A 23,324-nucleotide genomic window follows, 5' to 3' on the forward strand; every position below is an offset into this window, starting at 1 on the left:
CGTCACGGGTCACGGCGGTGATCAGAGCCCGTGGGCGACCTCCAGTGGCGCGAAGCCGACGCGGGTCGTCGAACCGTCATCGGCCCAGCGCACCGCGACGGACTCCCCGTCGACGTCCACCCCACTCACCGCCGAGGCGAGAGGGCCGGCGGCCGGCTCGGCGGTGAGCGAGGCGAGTGCCACCAGTACGTCGGTCCCCTCCACCTCGGCACCCAGCCGGGGCAGCACCGCCCACCGGGTGAACGCAGTGCCCTGGGGCGCCCGTACGTCCTCCTGCTCCGACCAGCCGTGCAGTCCGTGCAGCGCGGAACTCACCGGGCCCTCGGGGGCCGTCGCCCAGCCCGTCTGCTCCGCCCTGGTTCCGGGGGGTGCGCCCAGGATCCGGTGGACCCGCAGTTCGTACCGTCCCCGGACGACGGTCACGCTCTCCACCCGCAGGCCCGGCCAGGTCGGCGGGCCGTCCGGGAACACCGGGGTGTGCCAGGACGCTGCCCAGCCCCAGCCGTCGCCGTGCCCCGCACCCAGCGGGTGGATGCGGACCCGGCGGCTGCGTGACCCCCTTGCCAGGAGCGACAGATGGTTGTCCGCGGTGTTCGCGGACGCGGTGGGGCCGGTGGCCGTCGAGTACGCGAGGCGGGCGTAGAGCGGGTCGGAGATGTCCGCCGTCTCACCCTCGTGCGGCCGGACGTGGTCACTGCCGTGGTTGTGCAGCCGCACGATGCCGTCGGCCCGCGTCGACTGAACGAGCAGACCCGGTGACGGCAGGGACAGCACCCGGTCAGGGCCCTCGCTCGGGGCGGGCTCCTCGTCCGCCGTCCACAGCGGGTGCTCCGCCGGTGCCAGCAGGGCGACGAAGGCCTTCGACGCCCAGTACGGCGACGACGGGCCGGAGTACACCTGGAGCGTCGCGTCGTGCGGACCGTGCCAGCCCAGGCTCAGCAGGCCGTCGTCGCCGACCGAACCGCGCTCCAGGAAGTACCGCAGCGAGCCGCTGATCAGCCGGCGCGAGACGCCCGGCGCCAAGGGGGTGTGCCCGGACACGGCGCCCATCCCGACCGCGGCGCCCGCCGCGAAGCGGTAGGAGAGGGAGCGTCCGAAGTGCAACGGGGCGCCGTCCGCGCCGAACATCAGGGAGAAACTCTCCAGGTGCTCGCTCAGCCGCGCGCCGTGGTGTGCCGACAGCTCGGCGTCGCCCGACAGATACGCGTCCAGCACGGGATACAGGTGCAGCGCCCAGCCGTTGTAGTGGTCGAAGGCGCGCCCGTCCCCGTCGGCGTACCAGCCCTCGCCGCGGTACCAGACCTCCAGCAGGTCGAGCGCCCGCTGCCGGGCCAGGGCCGTCTCCGCGTCGCCCCGGCCGACCGACTCCAGGAATCCGGCGACTGAGAACGGGAAGAGATACCAGTTGTTGGGTGCCGGGGTGTGCCGCAGGGCGCCGCGCAGCCATTCCTCAGCCCGGTCCTGCGTGGCGGCGTCGAGCTGGTCCCACAGCCAGGGCCGGGTCAGCCGCAGCCCGATCGCCACCGACGCCGACTCCACCATCGGCTGGCCGAAGACGGTGTGGTCCAGGATCAGCGGCCAGGACTCGGCGTCGTCCCGTCCCGCCGTGCGGGTACCGGCGGTGAGCCCGTCGGCGTACCGCTCCAGCCAGTTGTGCGGGTCCTTGCCGTCCGAACCGGCGACCCGGAACGCGGCGGTGAGGAACGTACGGGCATAGCCCTCCAGGCCGTCGGACCTGACTCCGGAGCGCGAGGGGCGGCCCGGCAGGTCGAGGAGGGCCCGGCCGGGGGTCGCCCACTTCCATGCGGCGTCCAGCAGCCCGTCCGCCGTCGCCTCCCAGTGGGCCCGGGTGTATCCGGTGTGCGGGCTCGTCGTGCGGTCATCCGAGGGGAGTGGAAAGGGGGTGGAGGTCATGCGAGGAATGCCAGCCTTTCGCGTCGTACGGGATGGGCGAAACCGTCGCCCGCGGCCCAGCGGGCGACCTCGCCGACGGCCAGATCGGCCAGCCGCCGCAGTTCGTTGCCCTGGGACCCGGCGAGGTGTGGGGTGATGACCGCGTTGTCGCAGCCCCACAGCGGATGGTCCGCCGGCAGCGGGTCGGGGTCGGTGACGTCCAGCACCGCCCGGATGCGGTCCGTCCGGAGTACGTCGGTGAGGGCGTCCTGGTCGACGACCGCGCCCCGTGAGGTGTTGATCAGGACGGCGTCGGGCCGCATCGAGCTGAGGAGTCCGCGGGTGACCAGCCCCGTGGTCGCGGGCAGGAGCGGTGTGTGGACGCTGACCACGTCGCTCTCCGCGAAGAGCCCTGCCAGGGTGACGGGGCGGACGCCGAGGGCGGCGGCCTCCTCGTCGGTGACGTACGGGTCGTGCAGCAACACCCGCAGGTCGTAGGGGCGAAGCAGCTCGATCACCCTCCGGCCGATCAGGGAGGCGGACAGAATGCCCACCGTGCGGCCGTAGTTGCCCACGTCGGGCGGGGTGGTGAGCCAGGCGTCGCGCTCGCGGGCGGCCCGGAAGTCCCTGGCCCGCTCCAGGACCCGTTTGCCGGACAGCAGGATCATCGCGAGGGTGTACTCCGCCACCGGCAGCGCATTGGCCGCCGCGGCCGACGAAACCTCGATGCCCCTTTCCCAGCAGGCGTCGGTCACATGGCCGCGTACCGTGCCCGCCGTGTGCACGACGGCCCGCAGCGCGGGTGCGGCGGCCAGGACCCCCGCGTGGATCGGTGGGCAGCCCCAGCCGGTGACCAGGACCTCCGTGTCCGCGAGTACGGCACGCGCCGCTTCGGTCGTGAAGTCGTCGATCGCGGGCACGGGCGCGAGGGTGCACACCTCGGCCAGCGCCGCCAGGGAATCGGCGGGGAGCACCGCTGCCGCGGCGTCCGACCCCATGGCGATCGCGACGTGCGGCCTGCGGTGTGCGGGGGGAGTGCTGGGCATGGTTCTCCTGTGCGGTGGTCCGGGCGGGGCGGCACGGCTACTTGACGGCACCCGCCGTCAGCCCGGACCGCCAGAAACGCTGGAGCATGGCGAAGGCGAGGATCAGGGGCAGCACCGCGAGCAGCGAGCCCATGATGACGACGGGGTAGTACTCGGGCGACACGGACGCGGCGCTGTTCCAGGAGTACAGGCCGAGACTGACCGGATACAGATCCTGGTCGGAGAGCATCACCATGGGCAGGAAGAAGTTGTTCCAGATAGCTGTGAGCTGGAAGAGGAAGACGGTGACCAGCCCGGGACCCAGCATCCGCAGCGCCACCCTGAAGTAGGCGGCCAGTTCGCCCGCACCGTCCATCCGCGCGGCCTCCAGCACCTCGTCGGGCACGTACCCCTGGCTGAAGATCCGCCCGAGGTAGACCCCGAACGGGTTGAACAGGACGGGGATGAAGACGGCCCAGAAGGTGTTCACGAGACCGGCGGAGGACGCCATCAGGTAGAGCGGCAGGGCGAGCACGGTCTGCGGCACCATGACGGCGGCCAGTACCAGTCCGAACAGCTTCTCCTTGCGGGCGAAGCGGTACTTGTCGAAGGCGTAGCCGCACGCGACGCTGATCAGTGCCCCGAGTGCCGCACCGAGCACCGCGTACAGCAGGCTGTTGCCGTACCAGCGGCCGAAGAGCCCGCCGTCCATGGCGAACAGGTCCTTCATGTTCTGGACGAAGGAGAAGTCGCTCAGCGACAGGATGTCACTGCTGAAGAGGGCGTCCCTGTTCTTCGTCGAGGCGAGTACCAGCCACAGCACCGGCAGCAGGGTGTACAGCACCGACACGAGGACCACGAGGTTGACGACGGAGCGCCCGAGGAGCCGGGGCCGAAGGGGCAAGGCGGCACGGGACACGGTCGACGCGCTCATCGGGCGCCCTCCTCGGCAGCGTTGGAGCGGTTGGTCCAGCGGGTGACGCCGTAGGAGAGGGCGATCGTGCACAGGAGCAGGATGACAGAGGCGGCTGCCGCGAGACCGTAGTTGTTCCGGGTGAAGGCGGCGTCGTAGATGTACATGCTGGGCGAGAAGCGCGAGTTGATCATCGGGGTCGACTGGCTCAGCAGCATCGGTTCGGTGAAGAGCTGGAGCGCGAAGATGAGGGTGAACATCGCGACCATCACGATCGAGGAGCGCACCAGCGGGGCCTTGACCTGGAGGGCCGTGCGGACGGGGCCCGCGCCGTCGACGACCGACGCCTCGATCACCTCTCGGGGCACCGCCTGCAGGGCGGCGTAGAACACGACCATGTTGTAGCCGAGGTTGCTCCACAGCGCGATGTTCACGATGGACGGGAGCACCGTGTGCACCCCGAGGAAGTCGATGGTGATGTCTGCCCTGCCGAGCAGGTCGATGACCGGGCTGATGCCGGGGGTGTACAGATACAGCCAGATCAGGGCCGCGATGATGCCCGGCACGGCGTGCGGCAGGAACAGCGCGAGCTGGACGGTGCCCCGCATACGGACCACGCCGGAGTCCAGCAGCAGCGCGAGCACGAGGGCGCCGATCACCATGAGCGGGATGTAGACCAGGCAGTACAGGGCGACGACGCCGAGACCGCCGAGGAAGGTCGGGTCCGCCAGCACGGCGGTGTAGTTGCGGAGCCCGGCGAAGACCGTCCGTTCGGGGCCGAAGCCGAGCCCGGGCTGATCGTCGCTGAAGAAGCTCAGACGGACGGCCGTGGCGACCGGGATCAGGAAGACGGTCACCAGAAGGACGAAGAACGGTGTCATCAGGACACCGCAGGCAACGAGTTCACGCCGTCGGGCGGACCTGCGGGCCTCGGGGGCCGGGGCGGCCGGACTCCTCGGTGACGGCCGGGCGGTGGCGTCCGCCGGTACGGACACGGGGGCGGTGCTGGTCATGGGTGTCACCTGCCTCTCTGCTGCTGGGAACGGGATGCGGAACGCCGGTCAGGTGGAGCGCCGGGTGGTGGAGAGGCCGAGTGCCCTGAGGTCCGGCAAGGTGCCTTCCTGCGCCGCCCGGACCGCCCCGAGGATGGAGCCCTGGCCTCCGCCGGCCCGCGCCAGTCCGTCCTTCATGATCTTGCCGGTGGCCGTCATCCGGGGGCCCCAGGTCCAGCCCGCGCGGATCTTCCGGGCCTCCTGCTCGAAGAGGGTGTAGATGTCCTGGCCGCCGTAGTAGGAGCGGTCGAACGCCTCGCGGCCCACATCGACGAGCCCGGGAGCGGCGGGGTACTGGCTGCTCGCACCGCTGGAGAGCCGGGCACGAAGGGCGTCCGGGTGCGAGACCTGCCACTCGATGAACTCCATCGCGGCCTCCGGGTGCGCGCTGCTGCTGGTCACCGCGAAGGTCGAGCCGCCGTGGGTCCCGACACCGGGGTCGGCCGGATCCCACTGGGGGAGCGGAGCGAGCGCCCACTTGCCCTTCTGCTTCGGGCGGGCCTTCATCTGCGCACCGGCGTCCCACGCCCCGCTGAGCCTGCTCAGCACCAGGCCGTCGGCGATCTGGACGTCGCCGTGCCGGCTCTCCACCGCGTTCATGAAGACCAGGTCCTGGTCGGTCAGCCGCTGCCAGAAGGCCGACACGCGGCGGGTGGGGGCGTCGGCGAGCGAGACGTTCCAGGCCCCGCCGGCCGTGTCGAACCATTGGGCACCCGCCTGCCACGCGAATGCGGCGAGATGGGTGTCTCCGTCCGTCGGGAAGAGCGCCATCCGGCTCGCACCGCCCTTGCGGCGTACGGTCCTTGCCGTGTCCTCGAAGTCCTCCCAGGTACGCGGGACGGTCAGTCCGAACCTTTCGAACAGGTCGGTGCGGTAGTGCAGCACCATGGGCTCTATGTCGAGAGGGACGCTGAAGACCCGCTTCTCGAAGGTGGTCAGTGCCAGTGCCTGCGGCAGCATCCGGGCACGCATCCCGTCGCCGACCAGGTCCGTGATGTCGCGGCAGACCCCGTCGATGGCGAAGCCCGGGACCTGCGGGTACTCGATGGTGGCGACGTCCGGGGCGTTGCCGGCCCGGGCCGCGTTGCTGAGCTTGGCGTAACCGCCCTGGGCCCCCGAGGGGACCTGCTGGTAGTCGACCTGGATCGTGTCGTGGCCGCGGTTGAACGCGTCCACGACCTCCTGACTGCCCCGCAGGGCGGACCAGAAGGTGATCCGCGTCTTCCTGCCGGTCCTGCTGCTCACTGTCCTGCCGGTACTGCTCGTACCGCCCGATCGTGTGTCTCCGCCACCACCTCCGCAGGCGCTGAGCGCGCCCGTCAGAGGCAGTGCGGCGATCGTGGCGAGCACGGATCGACGGCTCTGTCGACCAGGCATGTGCGCCTCCCGCGGCTCCTGATTCGAGACACGGGGAATACTGATCGGCTGATCGATAGCGGTCAATAGATCGATCAAAAGAAGCTTGAAGTGTTCAAACGATCAGTCTGTCGAGCCGGACAACCCCTGGGTCGATCCGCGCACTTCGAGGCGGGGGAGCAGCTCCACCCTCCGCACCGGACCGGTGGCGCCGGCAGGGTGGGCCAGCCGGTGCAGGAGGAGCTCGGCAGCCGCCCGCCCGATCTCGGCCCTCGGCGGTGCGACAGCGGTGAGGGCGGTGCTGCCCAGCGCCGCGACGACATCGTCGTACGCCACGACGGAGCAGTCCCGCGGCACCCGGATTCCGCTCTCGGTCAGGCGCTGGACCAGCATCAGGGCGTCCTCGTCGCCGTGCAGGACGGCGCCGGTCACGCCGCGCTCCCGTATCAGCGCCGTGAGGTCCGGGACCGCCTCCTCCGTGCCCGGCTCCCCCGGGCCCGCGTTCGGCGAGCTGAGCACCACCGACCAGTCCTCCACCTCCGGCCGGACGCCGGCGATCCGGGCGAACGCGGCGCGTATGGAACGCGCCGTCGGGCTGTCGTTCCTCGCGGCCAGCACGAGCCGGCGGTGGCCCAGGGAGATCAGGTGGTCCACGGCCAGATGTATCCCGTACCAATGGTCGGAGCACACCGTGTCCATGGCGTGCAGCACGCTGCCGGGACGGGGCCGCCGCTCCATCAGGACCGTCGGCACCTCCACCTCGGCGAGCCAGCCGTAGTCCGCCTCCTCCCCGGCCGCGCTGCGCCACCGGGGGGCGATCAGCAGGCCCCGCGCCCCCGCGGCCAGGGCCCGCTCCACCTGCGGCCGCTCGGCCCCGGCCATCTGCGGGGCTATGTGCAGGGTGACCCGCGCACCCGCCTCCTCCAGGGCGGTTCTCGCGCCGTGCAGCGTCTCGTGGAGATACGAATGCCGCTCCGGGACGACCAGGGCGATCGCGGCCCCGTCCCCGGCCGGTTCACCGTTCCGGGCGGCCGGTACGTCGGTCGTGCGTGTGGCGTCCCCCATCGGCCGGACCACGCCGTGACCGCGCCTCAGCATGCCCGTCCTCGCGAGCTCCTCCACGTCCCGTCGGAGCGTCACCGCCGAGACGTCCAGCTCGTCGGCGAGCGAACTCACCTTGACGGCGCCGCGCGCGTGCACCACCGCGAGAATGCGTTTGCGCCTCAGCTCAACCGGCTCCCGCATGCTGGCCCCCTTGCCTACCGCTGTGCGACGTTCGTTTGACCGTTTCCGTGAGCGATCGCAGCATAGCGAGGGACCGGCGCCGCAGGCGGTCACAGGGGGAACGATGATCCGCAGAAGGGAAGATGTGTCTAACATCTGATCCGGAATGGACACCATCACACTCTGGCAACTGGCCGCGCTCGCGGCGGCATCCACCCTCGTCGGCTTCTCGAAGACGGCGGTCAGCGGTGCCAACACGATCAGCCTCGCGGTCTTCGCGGCCGTACTCCCGGCCCGCGAATCGACCGGAGTGCTGCTCCCGATCCTGATCGCGGGCGACATCCTCGCCGTGCTGGTCTACCGCCGTCACGCCCACTGGCCGACCCTGCTGAAGCTCTTCCCCGCCGTCGCCGTGGGCGTGGTGGCGGGCACCGTCTTCATGCTGTGGGCCGACGACGCCGCTGTGCGGACCTCCATCGGCGCGATCCTGCTCTTCATGGCGGGCGTCACCGTCTGGCGCAGGCGTGCCCGCCCCGAGCCAGCGCCGGAACAGGAGGACGAGGACGGTCCGACGCGCGGCGGGCGCTTCAAGGCCCGCTCGTACGGGGTGCTCGGTGGATTCACCACCATGGTCGCCAACGCGGGCGGTCCTGTGATGTCCCTCTACCTGCTGTCGGCGGGCTTCAGGAAACTGGGCTTCCTCGGGACGTCGGCGTGGTTCTTCCTGATCGTCAACACATCCAAGGTGCCCTTCAGTGTGGGGCTCGGCCTCATCGACGCGCAGTCGCTGCTGCTGGACGCGGCCCTCGTGCTGTTCGTCATCCCCGGTGCGTACCTCGGCCGCGCGTGCGTCGGCCGGATCAACCAGAAGCTCTTCGACCGCATCGTGATCGGAGCCACCGTCCTGGGCGGCCTCCAGCTGCTGCTGCACTGAAGACCGCCCGGGGATCGAGGGCTGACCGCCGGGAGGTGACGGTCAGACGATGCCCTCGGCGATCTCCGCCTGCTCGCGGGCGTTCCCGTACGCGGCCGGAGTGCTGTACGAACTACGTGCGACGAACCACCAGACCGTGGCCAGGACCAGGACGGCGACCAGGGCGATCGACGCGTAGTTCATCGAGTCGATGGTCACCGGTGAGGACTGCGGCAGCAGGAACAGCACACTCACGACGGCGACCCACACCACCGCGATCCAGCCGATCGGCTTCGACCAGCGGCCGAGGTGCCACGGACCGCGCTGGAAGCGGTCACCCGCGCGCAGCTTCAGGTAGATCGGGATGGCGTACGCCGGTGTGATCCCGATGACGTTGATCGCCGTGACCGCCCCGTACGCGGTCGCGGAGTACAGCGACGGCACCGCCAGCAGCGCGGCGACGGCGACCGAGAGCCACACGGCGGGCACCGGGGTCTGGGTCCGCGCGCTCACCTTGCGCCACAGCGCCGAGCCCGGCAGCGCGTTGTCGCGGCTGAAGGCGAAGACCATCCGGCTCGCGGCCGCGACCTCGGCGTTGCCGCAGAACAGCTGGGCCGCGATGACGATCAGCAGCAGGGCGGTGGCGCCGGACGTACCCAGCGCGTCGATGAAGATCTGGGCGGGGGGGACCCCGGTGGCACTGTTCTGGGTACCCGCGTAGTCCTGGATGGCGAAGGTCAGTCCCGCCAGCAGGACGAAACCCGCGACCCAGGAGACCCAGATCGCCCGGACGATGCCCTTGGCCGCCGTCACCGAGGCGTTCGAGGTCTCCTCGGACAGGTGCGCGGAGGCGTCGTAGCCGCAGAAGGTGTACTGGGCCAGCAGCAGGCCGATCGCCGCCACGTAGATCGGGTTCTCCCAGCCCGTGCCGTTGACGAACTCGGTGAAGACGAACGACGGGGACTGGTGGTTCGAGGGCACGATCGCCAGCACCGTCACGATCAGGGCGACACCGCCCAGATGCCACCACACGCTGATCGAGTTGAGCACACTGACCAGGCGCACTCCGAAGAGGTTCAGCACGGCGTGCAGCAGCAGGATGCAGAGGAAGATCACCATGGTGGATCCGGGGGTGGGGTCGAACCCCCACTGCAGATTGAGCAGGGCACCCGTGAACAGTGCCGCCCCGTAGTCGATGCCGGCGATCGCGCCCAGCAGACCGAGCAGGTTCAGCCACCCGGTGTACCAGCCCCATTTCCGGCCGCCCAGCCGGTCGGCCATGTAGTAGAGGGCACCGGACGTCGGGTACGCGCTGGTCACCTCTGCGAGGGCCATGCCCACGCAGAGCACGAACAGGCCGACACCGGCCCACCCCCAGAGCATCACGGCCGGGCCGCCGGTCGACATGCCGAAGCCGTACAGCGTCATGCAGCCGGAGAGGATCGAGATGACGGAGAAGCTGATCGCGAAGTTGCCGAAGCCGCCCATGCGGCGCGCGAGCACCGGCTGGTAGCCGAGTTCGCGCAGCCGCTGCTCTTCGTCCTTGTGCGGCGCGGGCTCCGTGCTCGACGGGGTCGAGGCGGATATGGACATGGAGACGACCTCCAGGTGGGGGGACGGGGACGGGAAAGTACGTGGTGGGGCCGGGAGTCCGGCCGGCAACGCCTTCCGGGGCGGCGGGCGGCGGCCGGTCAGCCGTGCGGTTCCCTTCCGGGCTCGTGCTCGGTGGCCAGGCAGCGGCCGCGAGCCCGGAGGAACACGTCCTCGGCCCCGGCCGGATCCTGCGGGGCCCGGGTACGCAGGGCCCAGGGGAGTGAGGTGTAGTAGGGGCCCATCGCCCGGAACACCGGCGCGGCGTCGGCGAACCGGAGTGAGCCCCACAGCGCGTGGGCCAGATGACTGAGGTCGAGCAGGGACCGGGCCGGCGGGTCCGAGGCGGCGAACCAGGCACGCAGCGCCCGCCTGGCGTCGCGCTCGCCGTCCTCGGTGACCCAGTGAAGGTCCAGTGCCCGCTCGTTGCCGCGTTCGCGGCGGTAGCGCTCCACCCGGACGTACAGCGGCAGCACGTGGAGCGGGGATCCCTCAGGCGCGGCGGATGCGGCCCACTGGACGAAGTTGACCGCCTCGGAGAGCGTGCCGCTCGCCTGTCTCGCGTAGACGAACTGCAGCATCCGGTGGTACGCCTCGCGATTGAACGGATCGCGCTTGTCCGCCTCCGCCAGCAGCCCCCAAGGTCCGGGGAACAGCATCGGGCCGGGCGGCAGCAGCCGGTGTTCCTCCAGGCGCTGTCCCTCGTCGAGCTGGGACAGGGCGAGGAGGCAGACCCAGGGCACCGGGTCCGCGGGCGAGGCGTGCGCGGCCGAGCGGCACCCCTCCCACGCCTCCTGCCACAACTCCTGGGCGCCCGGCCGCCTCTCCCGGTGGGCACGTACGGCTCGCTCCACGGTCACCCGGGCGTGCATCACCGTCGCCGCCACGCTCCGCGGTTCCTCGGCGAGCCAGGCGTGCACCGTGTCGGAGCCCGCCGCCACGGCGGCGAGAACCTGGGTCCGCTGGGTCCACAGCGCCCAGTCCGGGGTGCGCTCCAGCAGATCCCGCATGGCGAGCCAACGGCCGGTACGCAGGTCCTCTAACGCCACCCGCAACTCGTGGTCGTGCCCCGCGGGGTGGTAGACCGGACGGAAATCACCGGTGGCCATGGACGTGCCCCGCCCCTGGAAGCGCGGCGGGGGAGGGGCGGTGAGCCGGGCACATCGGCCTGGCGCAGCTACTTCTCGACATGAAACCTCTATGAGCGTGGGGGGTTGGGTCGTTCGGTCATGAACTACCGGTGGTCATCGTCCGGTTGTCCACTCGGCCGTGAGTGTAGGGCGCCGGGTGCCCGTCTTCCGGGGTCTCTGCGGATCTTACTCAAGTGGACGCCTCATACAGGACGTTGATCTCCTGAGGTGACCAGGAACCGGATGATCTGGACGGGGTTGACGCGGGGCGTGGTCTGCACGACTGTGGGCGCAGGAACCAGATGATCACGATTCCGCCCGGGTCCGGGCGGTCCGCACGGCTGGAGCGTCGCTTGACAGGACCGGTACTCGCCATCGACCAGGGGACGTCCGGAACCAAGGCGCTGGTGATCTGTCCCGAGCGGGGGGTGATCGGTTCCGGTTCCGCGCCCGTGCGCCCGCGCTACGGCGCCGGGGGAATGGTGGAGGCCGATCCCGCAGAGCTGATCGGGTCGGTCCTCGACGCCGGGCGGCAGGCGGTGGCGGACGCCGCCGAGCCAGTGGCTGCCGTCGGTCTGGCGAACCAGGGTGAGACGGTGCTGGCCTGGGACCCCGCGACCGGCAGGCCGCTCACCGACGCCGTCGTATGGCAGGACAGGCGTGCGGAAGGCATCTGCGACGACCTCGCCGCACACGGGGAGGAGCTGAAGCGGCTCACCGGGCTGCCGCTCGATCCGTACTTCGCCGCACCCAAGATGGCCTGGATCCGCCGCGAGCTGACCCGGGAAGGAGTGGTGACCACCAGCGACTCCTGGCTGGTGCACCAGCTGACCGGAGCCTTCGTCACCGACGCCGCCACCGCGGGCCGCACCCAGCTGCTCGGTCTCCGCGACGTCGGCTGGTCGCCGGCCGCCCTGGAGATCTTCGGCCTGTCCGACGAGCAGCTGCCCGCCGTCGTGGACTGCGCCGGCCCGGTCGGCACCACCACCGCGTTCGGCGGAGAGATTCCCCTGACCGGCCTCCTCGTCGACCAGCAGGCCGCCCTGCTGGCACAGGGCGCCCTGGAGTCCGGCCAGGCCAAATGCACCTACGGCACCGGGGCGTTCCTCCTCGCCCAGACCGGCGGCCGGCCCAGCACCGGCGCCACGGGCCTGGTCAGCTGTGTCGCCTGGCGACTGGGAGGCCGGACGGACTACTGCCTCGACGGCCAGGTCTACACGGCTGCCTCGGCCGTGCGCTGGCTCACCGACCTCGGGGTGATCTCCGGAGCCTCGGACCTCGACGTGGTGGGCGCCTCGGTCGGTGATGCCGGCGGAGTCACCTTCGTCCCCGCGCTCGCCGGTCTCGCCGCCCCCTGGTGGCGCGGCGACCTGCGCGGCTCCCTGACCGGCCTCGGCCTCGACACCACCGCGGGCCACCTGGTCCGCGCCCTCTGCGAGGGAATCGCCGCGCAGGTCGTCGCCCTGGCCGATGCCGTGGCGTCGGACCTGGGCACCCCGCTGACCGCGCTGCGGGTCGACGGTGGCCTCACCCGCTCCTCCTTGCTCATGCAGACCCAGGCGGACCTGCTGCAACGGCCGGTCGAGGTCTCGGCCCTGCCCGACGTGACCGCGCTCGGCGCCGGCGTGGTGGCCAGGCTCGGACTCGACCCGCGGCTGCCGCCGGGCAGCGCGACACCCGAGTGGCGGCCCTCCGCCGTCTACGAGCCCAGGATCGGCCCCGAGGAGGCGTCGGAGCGACTCGCGGCATTCCGAGCCGCGGTGGACAGCCTGCTGGAGCGCGCGTGAACGTCACCCTCACCACAGCCGGCCCCCTGCCTCCGGAGGAGGACGGGGCCACGTACGACGTCACCGTCGTGGGGGCGGGGGTCGTGGGCGCGGCCATCGCCCGCGAACTGGCCCGCCACGACCTGCGCACCGCCCTCGTCGACGCCGCCGACGACATCGGCAGCGGCACGTCGAAGGCCAACACCGCGATCCTGCACACCGGTTTCGACGCCGTCCCCGGTTCGCTGGAAGCCCGCCTCGTACGTGAGGGGCGGGACCTCCTCGCCGCCTACGCCGCCGAGACCGGCATCCCGGTCGAGAGGGTCGGCGCCCTCCTCGTGGCCTGGGACGAGGACCAGCTCGCCGAGCTGCCCCGGCTGCGGGAGAAGGCCGCCCGCAACGGCTACCACGCGTCCCGCATCATCGACGCCGACAGGCTGCGGACCCTCGAACCGCACCTGGGACCCGGCGCGCTCGGCGCGCTGGAGGTGCCCGACGAGAGCATCATCTGCCCCTGGACCACCCCCCTCGCCTTCGCCACCCAGGCCGTCCGGGCGGGCGTCCACCTGCACCTGAACTGCCGCGTCCGGGGCGTCGACAGCGATGCCGAAGGCCATACGCTCACCACCTCGCGCGGACCGCTGCGCACCCGCTACCTGGTCAACGCCGCCGGTCTGTACGCCGACGAGATCGACCGGCTGCTCGGCCACGACGTGTTCACCGTGACCCCGCGCCGGGGCCAGCTCATCGTCTTCGACAAGCTCGCCCGCGATCTCGTGGGCCACATCCTGCTCCCGGTCCCCGGCCCGGCGGGCAAGGGCGTGCTGGTCGCACCGACGGTGTTCGGCAACGTCCTCCTCGGCCCCACCGCCGAAGAGCTCGACGACAAGACCGCCACCGGGTCCACGGCCGAGGGCATGCACCTGCTGCGTGAGAAGGGCCGCCGGATCGTGCCCGCGCTCGCCGACGAGGAGGTCACCGCCGTCTACGCGGGACTGCGCGCCGCCACCGGGCAGGAGGACTACCGCATCCAGGAGTACCCCGGCCGGCGATACGTCGCTGTCGGCGGCATCCGATCCACCGGTCTCACCTCCTCCATGGCGATCGGCCGCCATGTCGTGCAACTGCTCGCGGCCGTCGGACTGGACCTCACCCGGCCACGCGCCCTCCCGCCACTGACGATGCCAAACCTCGGCGAGTCCTTCCCTAGGCCCTACCGGAGCGCCGGCCTGATCGCCCAGGACCCGGCGTACGGCACCCTCGTCTGCCACTGCGAACAGGTCACCCTCGGAGAGATCCGGGACGCGCTGTCCGCGACGATTCCGCCGCACTCCCTGGACGGCTTGCGGCGCCGCACCCGCGCCCGTGGCGGCCGGTGCCAGGGATTCCACTGCGGCGCCGCCGTCCGCGCCCTGTTCGAGGAGGCGCGCCCGTGACCCGGAACGCACGCGAGGTCGACGTCCTGATCGTCGGCGGGGGCCCCGCCGGCCTCGCGGCCGGAGCCGAACTCGCCGCGGCGGGCGCCGGCCGGGTGGAGATCCTGGAACGCGAGCAGGAGGCGGGCGGGATCCCCCGGCACTGCCACCACGGCGGATTCGGCGGACGCCTCGACCGGTCCGCCTACGCCTGGGCATCGGCGAACGGAACTGCGTACGCCCAGGCGTCGGCGAGCGGATCCGCGTACGTCCCCGGCAGCGTGAGCGGGCCGGCCTATGCCCGGCGGAGCGTGGCAGCGGCCCGCGACGCGGGCGCGGCCCTGCGTACCGGGGTCACCGTCACCGGCTGGGCAGGACCCCGCACCGTCGAGACCACCGGACCCTCCGGACTCGAACGGATCACCGCCCGGGCCGTGGTCCTCGCCACCGGGGCCCGCGAACGGCCGCGCAGCGCCCGTCTGATCCCCGGCACCCGGCCGCCGGGCGTCTACACCACAGGCGAACTCCAGCAGGCGGTCCACCTGTACGGACAGCGGATCGGCACGCGGGCCGTCGTCGTCGGCAACGAGCCCGTCGGCCACGCGGCCGCCGCCACCCTGCGGGCCGCAGGGGTCCAGGTCGTCGCGATGGTGACCGACCGGCCGGCCCCCCCGGTCCGGCCGCGGCGCCGGCGCACGCCGCTGCTCACCGGCACCACCGTCACCGCGCTCACGGGCCGGAGCCGGCTGTCCGGAGTGGCCTTGCGCCACGACGACGGGCGCACCACCACGCTGCGATGCGACACCGTGGTCCTGACCGGCGACTTCGTCCCCGACCACGAACTGGCCAGGCGCGGTGGGCTCGTCCTCGACCCCGGCACCCGGGGACCCGCGTACGACGCCGCGTTCCGCACCTCGCGCCCGGGCGTCTTCGCCGCAGGCAACCTCCTGCACGCCGTCGAACGCGCCGGGATCGCGGCCCAGGAGGGCCGGGCCGTGGCGGTGCCCGTACTGCACCGTCTGGCCGGTACCGAGGAACCACCAGGAGGCGGACGACGCCTGGTCGTCGACGCCCCTCTCCGGTGGATCGCCCCCAATGTGACAGGGCCGGACGGGGCCCGGCCCCAGGGGGACCGGTTCGTCCTGCGCACCGCGCGGCGGCTCACCCGGCCCCTGCTCGTGGTGTCACAGGGCGGACGCCGGCTCCACTCGCAGCGACTGCTGTTGCCCGCCGTCCCCGGGAGGCCCTTCCACCTGGCGGCCGACTGGACCGACCGGGTCGACCCGCACGGCGCGCCCGTACGGATCACCGCACGGTGACGGAGTGGCGCGGCGGCCTCAGGGAATGAGCAGCCAGTCCGCGCCGACGGCCGCGACCAGCCCGGCACCGAGCAGCCAGCTGCCGAGCCGGGTGCGGCCGTTCCGGCTGAGTTCGATCACCACACCGCAGAGTATGAGCGCCAGGCCGTAGACCCCCACGACCAGGACCGACGAACGGCTCGCTATCCGCAGTGCCAGGACGACGGCCATCGCCGCCATGCCCACCGACGAGAGAACGATCCTGAGCCGCCGCGCCTGACGTGGCGTGAGTCTCTTCTCCCGCGCGGCGGGCCCGGGTATCGCCGCGGGGCTCCCGCCCGGCTCGTGGTCCTGCTCCCGCTGCTGGTCTTGTTCCTGGTCCTGGTCAGAAGTGCTCATGACGCCGGATCGTAATGGCTGCGCAGCGCGGTGTTCGCCGGACCGTGGGATCACCCGGTGATCAGGCGATCGACGCCGATACGATGGCGGACACCGCCAGGTTGCAGGCCGCGGTCACCCATACCGCCGGATGCGGCTCCCGCTCCACCAGCGTGGCCCCCAGCTTTCCGGGCGTGACCAGGTCCACGACGAGGAACGCGACAGCCATCATGATCAGGCCGAGCAGCCCGAACGCGGCGGTCGAGGCGAGTCCCTTGCCGAAGTCCTCGTACGTCGTCCAGATCGACGTGAACACGATGCCGCCGATGCCCAGCATCGCCGAGCTCAGGAGCATCGCCGCGTTGCGGTTGCGCTCCTCCCATATCTGGCGGCCGAGCTTGCCCGGTGTGAGGGCGTCGATCAGAAATATGCCGAGAACGAGCAGTACGACGCCGAGGGCCCCGTATGCGGTGGCACGGCCGAGGCCGTTGATGATGTCGGTCATCGGGGCGTCCGTTTCCTGAGCAAGTGGTCGAAGAATGGAACATGAACGTGACTGGCGTGATCGACACGCCGTCAAGAAGGAGCAAAACCTATCGCATTCAGGTGCTCAGTTCCCCGCCCGGTCTCCACGCCGCAACCAGGGTGCCTCCTCGGCCGCGTCCACGACCGGGGCGCCCCCGGCGTCCTCCTCCGCGTGCGCGGCGGACCCGTCCACACCTCCGGTACCGGAGGGCTCCACCCGGCCCGCCAGCTCCCGTGCCCATCCGATCAGCCCGTCCACGCCGATCCCGTGCGGATCCGACGCCCTGAACCCCTCGACTGCGGCGGCGCCCCGCCTCAACAGCCGCGCTCCGCCTGCCGCGTTGCCCCGGGCGGCGTGGGTCAGTCCGACCGCCATCTGCGCGAGGCCACGCCACAGCTCGCGCTCGGCGTCAGGCCCGGACTTCCACGCGTCCTCGAACACCTCGTGGGCGTGGAACGGCATGCCCCCGTCCAGTAGCCGCTGGGCCTCGCGCACCGTCTCGTCGGGGGAGCGGACCACCCCTTCCGGCTGCCGCTCCACCCCTGGAGCCCCGTAGGGCAGGGGGCGCCCCAGCCCGTCCCGGGGGCGCGCATTGCGCGCCCGCCCTTCCTCGTCGCGGTCCCTGCGAGTTCCGTCCACCCTCCGATTGTGCCTCGCACCTGCGGAGAACCGCGGGAACCCTGTCCGCGGGCACCCGCGCGCGGATAGGCTCGGGGCTCTCCGCAACCACCTTGGGAAGGGGAGGCATGAAGCCGTCCCGGCCGTTGTACGAGCGCGAACCGGAACTCGCCGCCGCCGCAAAGGCGTTGGACGCCCTCTGTGGCGGACAAGCAGCCGGCGGGCTGCTGGTCTTCAGCGGCGAAGCCGGCATCGGCAAGACCGCACTGCTCGGAGAGATCCAGGCCATGGCCGCCGACCGCTGCACCATCTGGTCGGCACGAGGCGGCGAGACCGTCACCTCGGTGCCGTTCCACGTCGTACGCCAACTGCTCCAGCCCGCGCTGGACCGCTTCCCCGCCGACGAGACCCGCGCCCTCTTCGGCGACTGGTTCGAGATCGCCGCGCCGGCTCTGGGCCTGGCGGACCCCAGCGGCCCTCAGCCCGACCCGCAGGGCGTCAGGGACGGCCTCGACTACGTCGTGTCCCGGCTCGCTTCCCGCCTCAGTCACCGGCCGCTGCTGCTCATAGTGGACGACGCGCACTGGGCGGACGGCGAGTCCCTCGCCTGGCTCTCCGGATTCACCGCACGGCTGTCCGAACTGCCCGTACTGGTGGTGCAGGCGCACCGCCCCCAGGAGCTCGCCGACCGCGACGCCGACTGGGCCGTCGCGCGGACCCCGGACAGCGGCGTCACGCCGGGCCACCCGGCACTGATCCGGGTGGCGTTGCGGGCGCTCACCCCGGATGCCACGGCCGACCTGGTGCGCGCCGGCCTGGGCGATCACGCGGACGACCCCTTCTGCCGTGAGGTCTGGGCCGTCACCGGAGGAAATCCGTACGAAGCGGTCGAACTCGTCGCCAAGGCGCAGGACCGCGAACTGGCACCGGTCGAGGAATCCGCCGGCCTCCTGCGCGAGCTCGGCGCGTCCGCCCGGGGGAGCGGGCTCGTCGCACGCCTCGAACGTCTGGGCACCAACGCCAACCGATTCGCGTGGGCCGCGGCCGTGCTCGGCACCGAGATCTCCCAGGAACTCGCGGCGACGCTGGCCGGAATGAGTTCGGCGGAGGCCGCCGACTGCACGGCCCGGCTGCGGGACGCCCGCATCGTCAGCGGATTCGACCCGCTGGAATTCGTCCACCCGCTCATCGCCTCCGCCGTGTACCGCTCCATCCCGCCGGCCACCCGCACCGCCATGCACGGACGTGCGGCATGGGCGATCACCCAGGCCGGCCTCGGGGCCGCGGCGGCCTCCCGCCACCTGCTCGAAGTGCACCCGGACGACGATCAGGAGCTGGTCGCGCAGCTCCGGGAGGCGGCACAGCAGCACCTCGCGGTCGGCGCACCGGAAGCTGCCAGGCGCTGCCTGGAACGCGCCCTCGACGAGCCGCCGCGCCCCCGCGAGCGGGCGGTGCTGCTGTACGAACTGGGCTGCGCCACGCTGCTCTCCTCGCCGGCCACCACCGTGCAGCACCTGCGCGCGGCACTCGACACGCCGGGACTCGACGAGACGCTCCGCATCGACGCCACCTTCCGGCTCGCCTCCGCCCTGTCCCACAACAACCAGCTCAAGGACGCGGCGCTCTCGCTGGCCGCCGAGGCGTCCCGGACCGCTCCCGGCCCCGGCCTGATGCGGCTCCAGGCCGCGCACTTCCTCTGGGAGGGCATGCAGGCCACCGAGGACGACGGGCCCGCACGGTCGGTCCGCCTCGCCCGCAACGCCGACCACCTCAAGGGCCGCGACAACGCCGAGCGCGCCCTGCTCACCCTGCGCGCCTTCGACGCCATGCTCCGTGGCGAGAACGCCCAACTGGTCGTGGACTTCTGCGAACGAGCACTCGTGGACGGGCGGCCCGCACGCGGTCTCGGCTGGACCGATTCGGAATGGGGCTTCGAACTGCCCGCGATGGTGGGTATCACCTACGCGTTCACCGACCAGCTCGACCGGGCCGAAGCACTCTTCGGCGAGGCCGTGCGCGCCTTCGAGATCTCCGGCTGGAGCGGCGCTCACCTCGCGTTCGCACACACCCTCCTGGGGCTCGTCCATCGCCGCCGAGGCCGTCTCGCAGAGGCCGAGGGCTTCCTGCGGGAGGGTCTGCGCCTCGCGGACCGGGCCGGCAGCGGACTGCCCGTCCACTGGGACGCCACCTGCCTCCTCGTCGACACCCTGCTCGCCCGAGGCCGGACGGCCGAGGCCCGGCTGGTCGCCGACCGGTACGACTTCGGCCCGCCCTACCCCAGCGCGATGGTCCTGCCGGACGCCCCGTGCGTACGCGGCCGGCTGCTGCTGGCCGAGGGCCGCATGGAGGAGGCCGTGGCCGAGCTGGAATCGGCGGGCGCGTCCCTGGAACCACGGGGCCGGTTCAACGGCGTCTGGGCACCCTGGGCGGGGGACCTCGCACGCGCTCTCGCCGACACCGACCCGGTCAGGGCCGCCCAGCTGGCGACCCGGGCGCGCGTCCACGCGGAACGGTTCGGCACCGGCACGGCGATCGGAGAGGCCCTGCGCTGCGTAGCCCTCTTCGTACCCCCGGAGAGGAGGCCACCCACCTGCTCGCCGAGTCCGTACGCCACCTCGAGGCCTCGTCGTCCGCCTACGAGCACGCCCTGGCACGCTTCGAGTACGGCACCGCCATCCGCTCCCAGCGGGAGGTCGCCCTGGCGCAGAAGCTCGCGACCGCCTGCGGAGCCGAGGGGCTGGCGAACCGTGCCCAGCAGGTACGGGCGTCGATCCGGTCCTCCGAGTGAGGTAATGTTTGTCCTGCGCCGCCACCCGGGAAGACCGGGAGGAAGTGCATCGGGACGTAGCGCAGCTTGGTAGCGCACTTGACTGGGGGTCAAGGGGTCGCAGGTTCAAATCCTGTCGTCCCGACTGGAGACAGTCGCAGGTCAGGGCCGGTTTCGGAGTAATCCGAAACCGGCCCTTGATCATTTTTGGGGACCAGTTGGGGACCAGCTGGAGGTCCGGCGTCCTTGACCGGGTCAGCGGGTCCTGGCGAGGGGGCTCGGTAGCGATCGCGGTGGCGAGTGACGGGGGACAGGCCTGCCTCAGCCGCTTCGATGATGGACTGGAGCCACTCCTGCGCTTCGTCCTCGTCCGCCTTCCCCTCCGACAGGGACAGACGCCGCTTCGTAGCCGGACCGAACCAGCGGACTCGCGCGCGGTGCGATGTACATGATGACGCGTTCCGAAACGGGGAGAAAGGGCGGACCCCGGGGTGGCCGAGCGGTGTGCCAACGGCTCAGAGTCGAGGTGTTTACACGCAGGCAGGCGGCGAGGTCGCGCGTCGAGTACCAGGCATTGGCCAGGAGAGACGACCGGCTGTCATCTTGCTCGAAAGGGGTCCCGCCTTCATCCTTCGTGTGCGTCTGACGGTCTGTGTAGTCTGCTATCGGTTCGGTGGAGCAAGGGCGGTGGATCTCCGGGGGCTATGGAGCACCAAAGGGACACCGAAGAAGGCGGGAGCCGCATCCTCCACGTACTTCGTGTTCGGCTTGTCCGCGGTGAAGTCGCGGCCGATCAGGTCCGGGGCCTTGGCGGCGGCCGGGTCGGGGACGGTGGTGCGGTGCCGGCGGCGCAACCGGACTCCTTCGATCCCGGACGCCCGCATGATCCGGGCGACGCGTTTGTGGTTGACCGCCTCAACGTTCTCCTCGCGGAGTTCGGCGGTGATCCTCGGGGCTCTCAGATCCTCAGGATCCAGTGTCTCGTGTGTCCAACATCCGGGGTCAAGGCCCGACCTCATGAGCCGACGGCTCACCCACGAATCCACCCCGAAGTGGCGCCACTCCTGATCAAGTCAGGAGTCGGAACTCTGAACAGGGCAATGCCAGTCGGCCGAGTCGACCAAGTTCCCATCCATGTCACTGAGGTGGAAGCAGTCGCCGTTGACCCACACTGTGACCGATTCGGGCCGATGGTCGACCTGGAACGGTTCGTCCCCGCGCAGGGTCCCAGACCATGATCCATCTGCTGTCGGCGAGTGGGTGACAACCACCCACGTCTGATTCGGCGGAATCTGTTGAGTTTCCGCCCAGGGCTCCACGGTCAGCTCGAGCGCAGCTTCGCCATCGTTACTGAGCAGCAGTCGCGCTATCCCTCTGGTAACCATTCCCGGCACCCTTCCTTGCTTACACGGACAATCCCGCCTTCAACCGCAAGCCCTACGGGCCCGCGATCACCTGGCCCAAGCTACTTCGGCACCTGAGTTGTCAAACAGAGTTCCAGGACAAAACGCCCTTATGGTGAGTGTTTGATACTAGTATTGGGTGATTCATGGCGAATTTCAGAAGCTAGATCAGGCGCTCAAGGAGGCAATTCGCCGGAAAATTGTCTTCTGCGGGAATCAGTGGAGTCGCAATGCGCCAGGTTCCTTCCAGGACTTCCCGTCTCGTTTGGAAACCCACCGGTTCACACGGGAACGACAACGCACGCCCCGGTGCACCCGGCACCCCTGCACACGCCCTGCCCAGTCCGACTGCCGCCGCGTACGCAGGCATCATGCAACCCTCACGGCCCTACCCCAGCGACCTGTCCGACACCCGCTGGGAACTCATCCGCCCCCCTCGAAGCCTGGCGCCAGGCCCGCAACGGCATCCGCAAACCCACCCACGACCTACGCGCCCTGATGAACGCCATCCTCTACGTCGACCGCGGTGACGGCGTGGGCACGCAGAAATTGAGGTGCCGGAACCGGGGGAGCATCCCTACCCTCGGCCCCATGCGCCAGGAATCAGCTCTGCTGAACGTCATTGATGTGGAAGCCACATGCTGGGACGGGCAGCCGCCGCCCGACTCGGTGAACGAGATCATCGAGATTGGTCTCACCGTCGTGGACGTTTTGGCAGGGCGCCGCGTGTCCCGGCATCGTGTCCTGGTCCGCCCTGTCCGGTCGAGGGTGAGCGCCTTCTGCACTGAACTGACCGGATTGACGCAAGCCGAGGTGGAACGGGGCGTCTCCTTCACCGAAGCGTGCCGGATCCTCGTCGAGGAGTACGAGGCTGGGGAGCGCCCCTGGGCGAGCTGGGGCGAGTACGACCGCCGGCAATTCGCTCGGCAGAGTCAGGCTGACGGGGTGGCCTACCCGTTCGGCCATCCAACTGAGCGCACCCACACCAACGCCAAGGCCGTATTCGCCGCGGCCTACGGGCTGCGCAAGAAACCCGGCATGGACCGCGCTCTACAGATAGCCGGACTGCCGCTCGAGGGACGCCATCACCGCGGAGAGGACGACGCATGGAACATCGCCGCACTCGTCCTCGATCTGTTGGGCCGCGGGGCATGGCCGGTCACAGCCACCATCGTCTAGCCCTCGCGCCTGCTCGTCGAGGCGCGCTTCGAGGGCAAGGTGCGTGTACGGCCGCCGTCGTACACGGCACTGCAAGTGGCCGAGGCCAAGGCGCTGGCCTGCCTTCTGCCCGCTGAGACCGGAGCGCCGATGACACGCTGGTCATGCCCAGACCTGGCCCGCGAACTGGCAGCACGGGGCATCACCGGCCCCGTCTCCGCCTCCACCGTGCGCCGCCGGCTGGCCGAGGACGCCCTCAAACCAGGGCGGCACCGGTCGTGGATCTTCATCACCGCTCCCGACTTCCGTGCCGAGGCCCAGCGTGTGCTGCACCTGTACGCCCGCACCTGGCAGGGCAAGGCACTCGGCGAGGACCAGTACGTCATCAGCGCGGACGAGAAGACCTCCATCCAGGCTGCCCGCCATCGCTGCGGCCTCCCGCAGTCAGGCGAGCGCGGTGCGGACCGCCAGCACCATCAGCACGAACGCGATGTAGAGCGTCATCGTGGCGACGAACGCTTTGAACCCCCGACGGCACCGGTCCGACCATTGGTTCGCGGAGACGTCCGGGAGCGCGGCGGTGACGCCGCCGGCAACGAGGGAGATCAGCACTCCGACGGCGCAAACCCGAAGGACGAGGGACCAAACCAACGTGGCGACGAGCCGGTCCACGAACACCAGCCGGTGCCGGGCCCCGGCCCCGGGCCGGCCAGGAACGGCGAAGCCTCGTCCCGCAAGCATGCTTGCAGAGCACGGCGAAGTGGTGACAGTAGGCCATGTGTGCTGGTCGTAGTCCGAATGCGCACGTTGACCGTGGCATTGGATCTGGACTCAGGATCGCCGCTGCAGTTCCGTGGGTGATCCTGCGCGCGGGGTGCCGAAACGGGCCTCAGCGCGTG

17 protein-coding genes, 1 tRNA gene and 2 pseudogenes are annotated in these 23,324 nt (G+C 71.0%); 8 read left to right on the plus strand and 12 right to left on the minus strand.

What is annotated here, in order from left to right; genetic code table 11:
* Window positions 1–21: 21 nt before the first annotated feature.
* The 6 genes from HED23_RS15365 to HED23_RS15390 all read right to left on the minus strand — a co-directional run bounded on the left by HED23_RS15365 (window position 22) and on the right by HED23_RS15390 (window position 7,484).
* Window positions 22–1,914: a DUF2264 domain-containing protein gene (locus tag HED23_RS15365; protein ID WP_203183980.1), complete on the minus strand. Its 1,893-nt coding sequence runs from the start codon at window positions 1,912–1,914 to the stop codon at window positions 22–24.
* The gene (locus HED23_RS15370; protein ID WP_203183981.1) at window positions 1,911–2,939 is read right to left on the minus strand and encodes a hydroxyacid dehydrogenase; all 1,029 of its coding nucleotides are present in this window, start codon (window positions 2,937–2,939) and stop codon (window positions 1,911–1,913) included. Before HED23_RS15370 ends, HED23_RS15365 begins: the two co-directional genes overlap by 4 nt.
* A gap of 37 nt (window positions 2,940–2,976) precedes the next feature.
* Window positions 2,977–3,852 (minus strand): carbohydrate ABC transporter permease, encoded by an 876-nt coding sequence (locus HED23_RS15375; protein ID WP_203183982.1) that lies wholly within the window; start codon window positions 3,850–3,852, stop codon window positions 2,977–2,979.
* Entirely contained in the window at window positions 3,849–4,844 is a 996-nt protein-coding gene (locus HED23_RS15380; RefSeq protein ID WP_203183983.1) for a carbohydrate ABC transporter permease, read from the minus strand. Before HED23_RS15380 ends, HED23_RS15375 begins: the two co-directional genes overlap by 4 nt.
* 48 nt (window positions 4,845–4,892) lie before the next feature.
* The gene (locus HED23_RS15385; protein ID WP_203183984.1) at window positions 4,893–6,260 is read right to left on the minus strand and encodes an ABC transporter substrate-binding protein; all 1,368 of its coding nucleotides are present in this window, start codon (window positions 6,258–6,260) and stop codon (window positions 4,893–4,895) included.
* A gap of 102 nt (window positions 6,261–6,362) precedes the next feature.
* Window positions 6,363–7,484, minus strand: coding sequence for a substrate-binding domain-containing protein (locus HED23_RS15390; protein WP_203183985.1), 1,122 nt, complete (start codon window positions 7,482–7,484; stop codon window positions 6,363–6,365).
* Between the two features lie 145 nt (window positions 7,485–7,629).
* Between HED23_RS15390 and HED23_RS15395 the strand changes: the two genes are divergently transcribed.
* On the plus strand, window positions 7,630–8,397 hold the full coding sequence (locus HED23_RS15395; protein ID WP_203183986.1) for a sulfite exporter TauE/SafE family protein: 768 nt from the start codon (window positions 7,630–7,632) through the stop codon (window positions 8,395–8,397).
* A gap of 42 nt (window positions 8,398–8,439) precedes the next feature.
* Here HED23_RS15395 and HED23_RS15400 read toward each other — a convergent pair whose 3' ends face one another.
* Window positions 8,440–9,969 carry an amino acid permease gene (locus HED23_RS15400; protein WP_203183987.1) on the minus strand — a complete coding sequence of 510 codons (1,530 nt, stop codon included), beginning with the start codon at window positions 9,967–9,969 and terminating at the stop codon, window positions 8,440–8,442.
* Window positions 9,970–10,067: 98 nt separating this feature from the next.
* A complete protein-coding gene (locus HED23_RS15405; RefSeq protein ID WP_203183988.1) occupies window positions 10,068–11,075 on the minus strand; it encodes a hypothetical protein in 1,008 nt (335 codons plus the stop codon).
* Between the two features lie 374 nt (window positions 11,076–11,449).
* On the opposite strand from HED23_RS15405, the gene HED23_RS15410 reads away from it, so the two are divergent.
* Genes HED23_RS15410 through HED23_RS15420 form a run of 3 tightly spaced genes read left to right on the plus strand, consistent with a single transcriptional unit; the run spans window position 11,450 to window position 15,596 of the window.
* Window positions 11,450–12,883 carry an FGGY family carbohydrate kinase gene (locus tag HED23_RS15410; RefSeq protein ID WP_203183989.1) on the plus strand — a complete coding sequence of 478 codons (1,434 nt, stop codon included), beginning with the start codon at window positions 11,450–11,452 and terminating at the stop codon, window positions 12,881–12,883.
* Window positions 12,880–14,298 carry an FAD-dependent oxidoreductase gene (locus HED23_RS15415; protein WP_203183990.1) on the plus strand — a complete coding sequence of 473 codons (1,419 nt, stop codon included), beginning with the start codon at window positions 12,880–12,882 and terminating at the stop codon, window positions 14,296–14,298. Before HED23_RS15410 ends, HED23_RS15415 begins: the two co-directional genes overlap by 4 nt.
* Complete coding sequence (locus HED23_RS15420) at window positions 14,295–15,596, plus strand: FAD-dependent oxidoreductase (protein WP_203183991.1); 1,302 nt, start codon at window positions 14,295–14,297, stop codon at window positions 15,594–15,596. Before HED23_RS15415 ends, HED23_RS15420 begins: the two co-directional genes overlap by 4 nt.
* An 18-nt stretch (window positions 15,597–15,614) precedes the next feature.
* Here the strand turns inward: HED23_RS15420 and HED23_RS15425 are convergent, their stop codons facing one another.
* From HED23_RS15425 to HED23_RS15435, 3 genes are all read right to left on the minus strand, one after another.
* Window positions 15,615–15,974, minus strand: coding sequence for a hypothetical protein (locus HED23_RS15425; RefSeq protein ID WP_203183992.1), 360 nt, complete (start codon window positions 15,972–15,974; stop codon window positions 15,615–15,617).
* 61 nt (window positions 15,975–16,035) lie between these two features.
* Complete coding sequence (locus tag HED23_RS15430) at window positions 16,036–16,458, minus strand: DUF350 domain-containing protein (protein ID WP_203183993.1); 423 nt, start codon at window positions 16,456–16,458, stop codon at window positions 16,036–16,038.
* A gap of 105 nt (window positions 16,459–16,563) precedes the next feature.
* The gene (locus HED23_RS15435; protein ID WP_203183994.1) at window positions 16,564–17,118 is read right to left on the minus strand and encodes a DUF309 domain-containing protein; all 555 of its coding nucleotides are present in this window, start codon (window positions 17,116–17,118) and stop codon (window positions 16,564–16,566) included.
* A 107-nt stretch (window positions 17,119–17,225) separates the two neighbouring features.
* Between HED23_RS15435 and HED23_RS15440 the strand changes: the two are divergent.
* Both HED23_RS15440 and HED23_RS15445 read left to right on the plus strand, forming a co-directional pair.
* Window positions 17,226–19,885, plus strand: a pseudogene (locus HED23_RS15440) (ATP-binding protein).
* A 50-nt stretch (window positions 19,886–19,935) separates the two neighbouring features.
* Window positions 19,936–20,009 (plus strand) — tRNA-Pro (locus HED23_RS15445).
* 598 nt (window positions 20,010–20,607) lie between these two features.
* On the opposite strand, the pseudogene HED23_RS15450 reads toward HED23_RS15445, so the two are convergent.
* Window positions 20,608–20,820: pseudogene (locus HED23_RS15450) on the minus strand (IS3 family transposase); the annotation flags it as partial.
* A gap of 1,038 nt (window positions 20,821–21,858) precedes the next feature.
* Here HED23_RS15450 and HED23_RS15455 point away from each other — a divergent pair.
* Together HED23_RS15455 and HED23_RS15460 are read left to right on the plus strand one after the other, a co-directional pair.
* A complete protein-coding gene (locus HED23_RS15455) occupies window positions 21,859–22,446 on the plus strand; it encodes a 3'-5' exonuclease (protein WP_203183995.1) in 588 nt (195 codons plus the stop codon).
* 75 nt (window positions 22,447–22,521) lie between these two features.
* Window positions 22,522–23,286, plus strand: coding sequence for a hypothetical protein (locus HED23_RS15460; protein WP_203183996.1), 765 nt, complete (start codon window positions 22,522–22,524; stop codon window positions 23,284–23,286).
* The last annotated feature ends 38 nt before the right edge of the window (window positions 23,287–23,324 follow it).

It is taken from the genome of Streptomyces pratensis (assembly GCF_016804005.1).
In the GTDB taxonomy this organism is placed as follows: domain Bacteria; phylum Actinomycetota; class Actinomycetes; order Streptomycetales; family Streptomycetaceae; genus Streptomyces; species Streptomyces pratensis_A.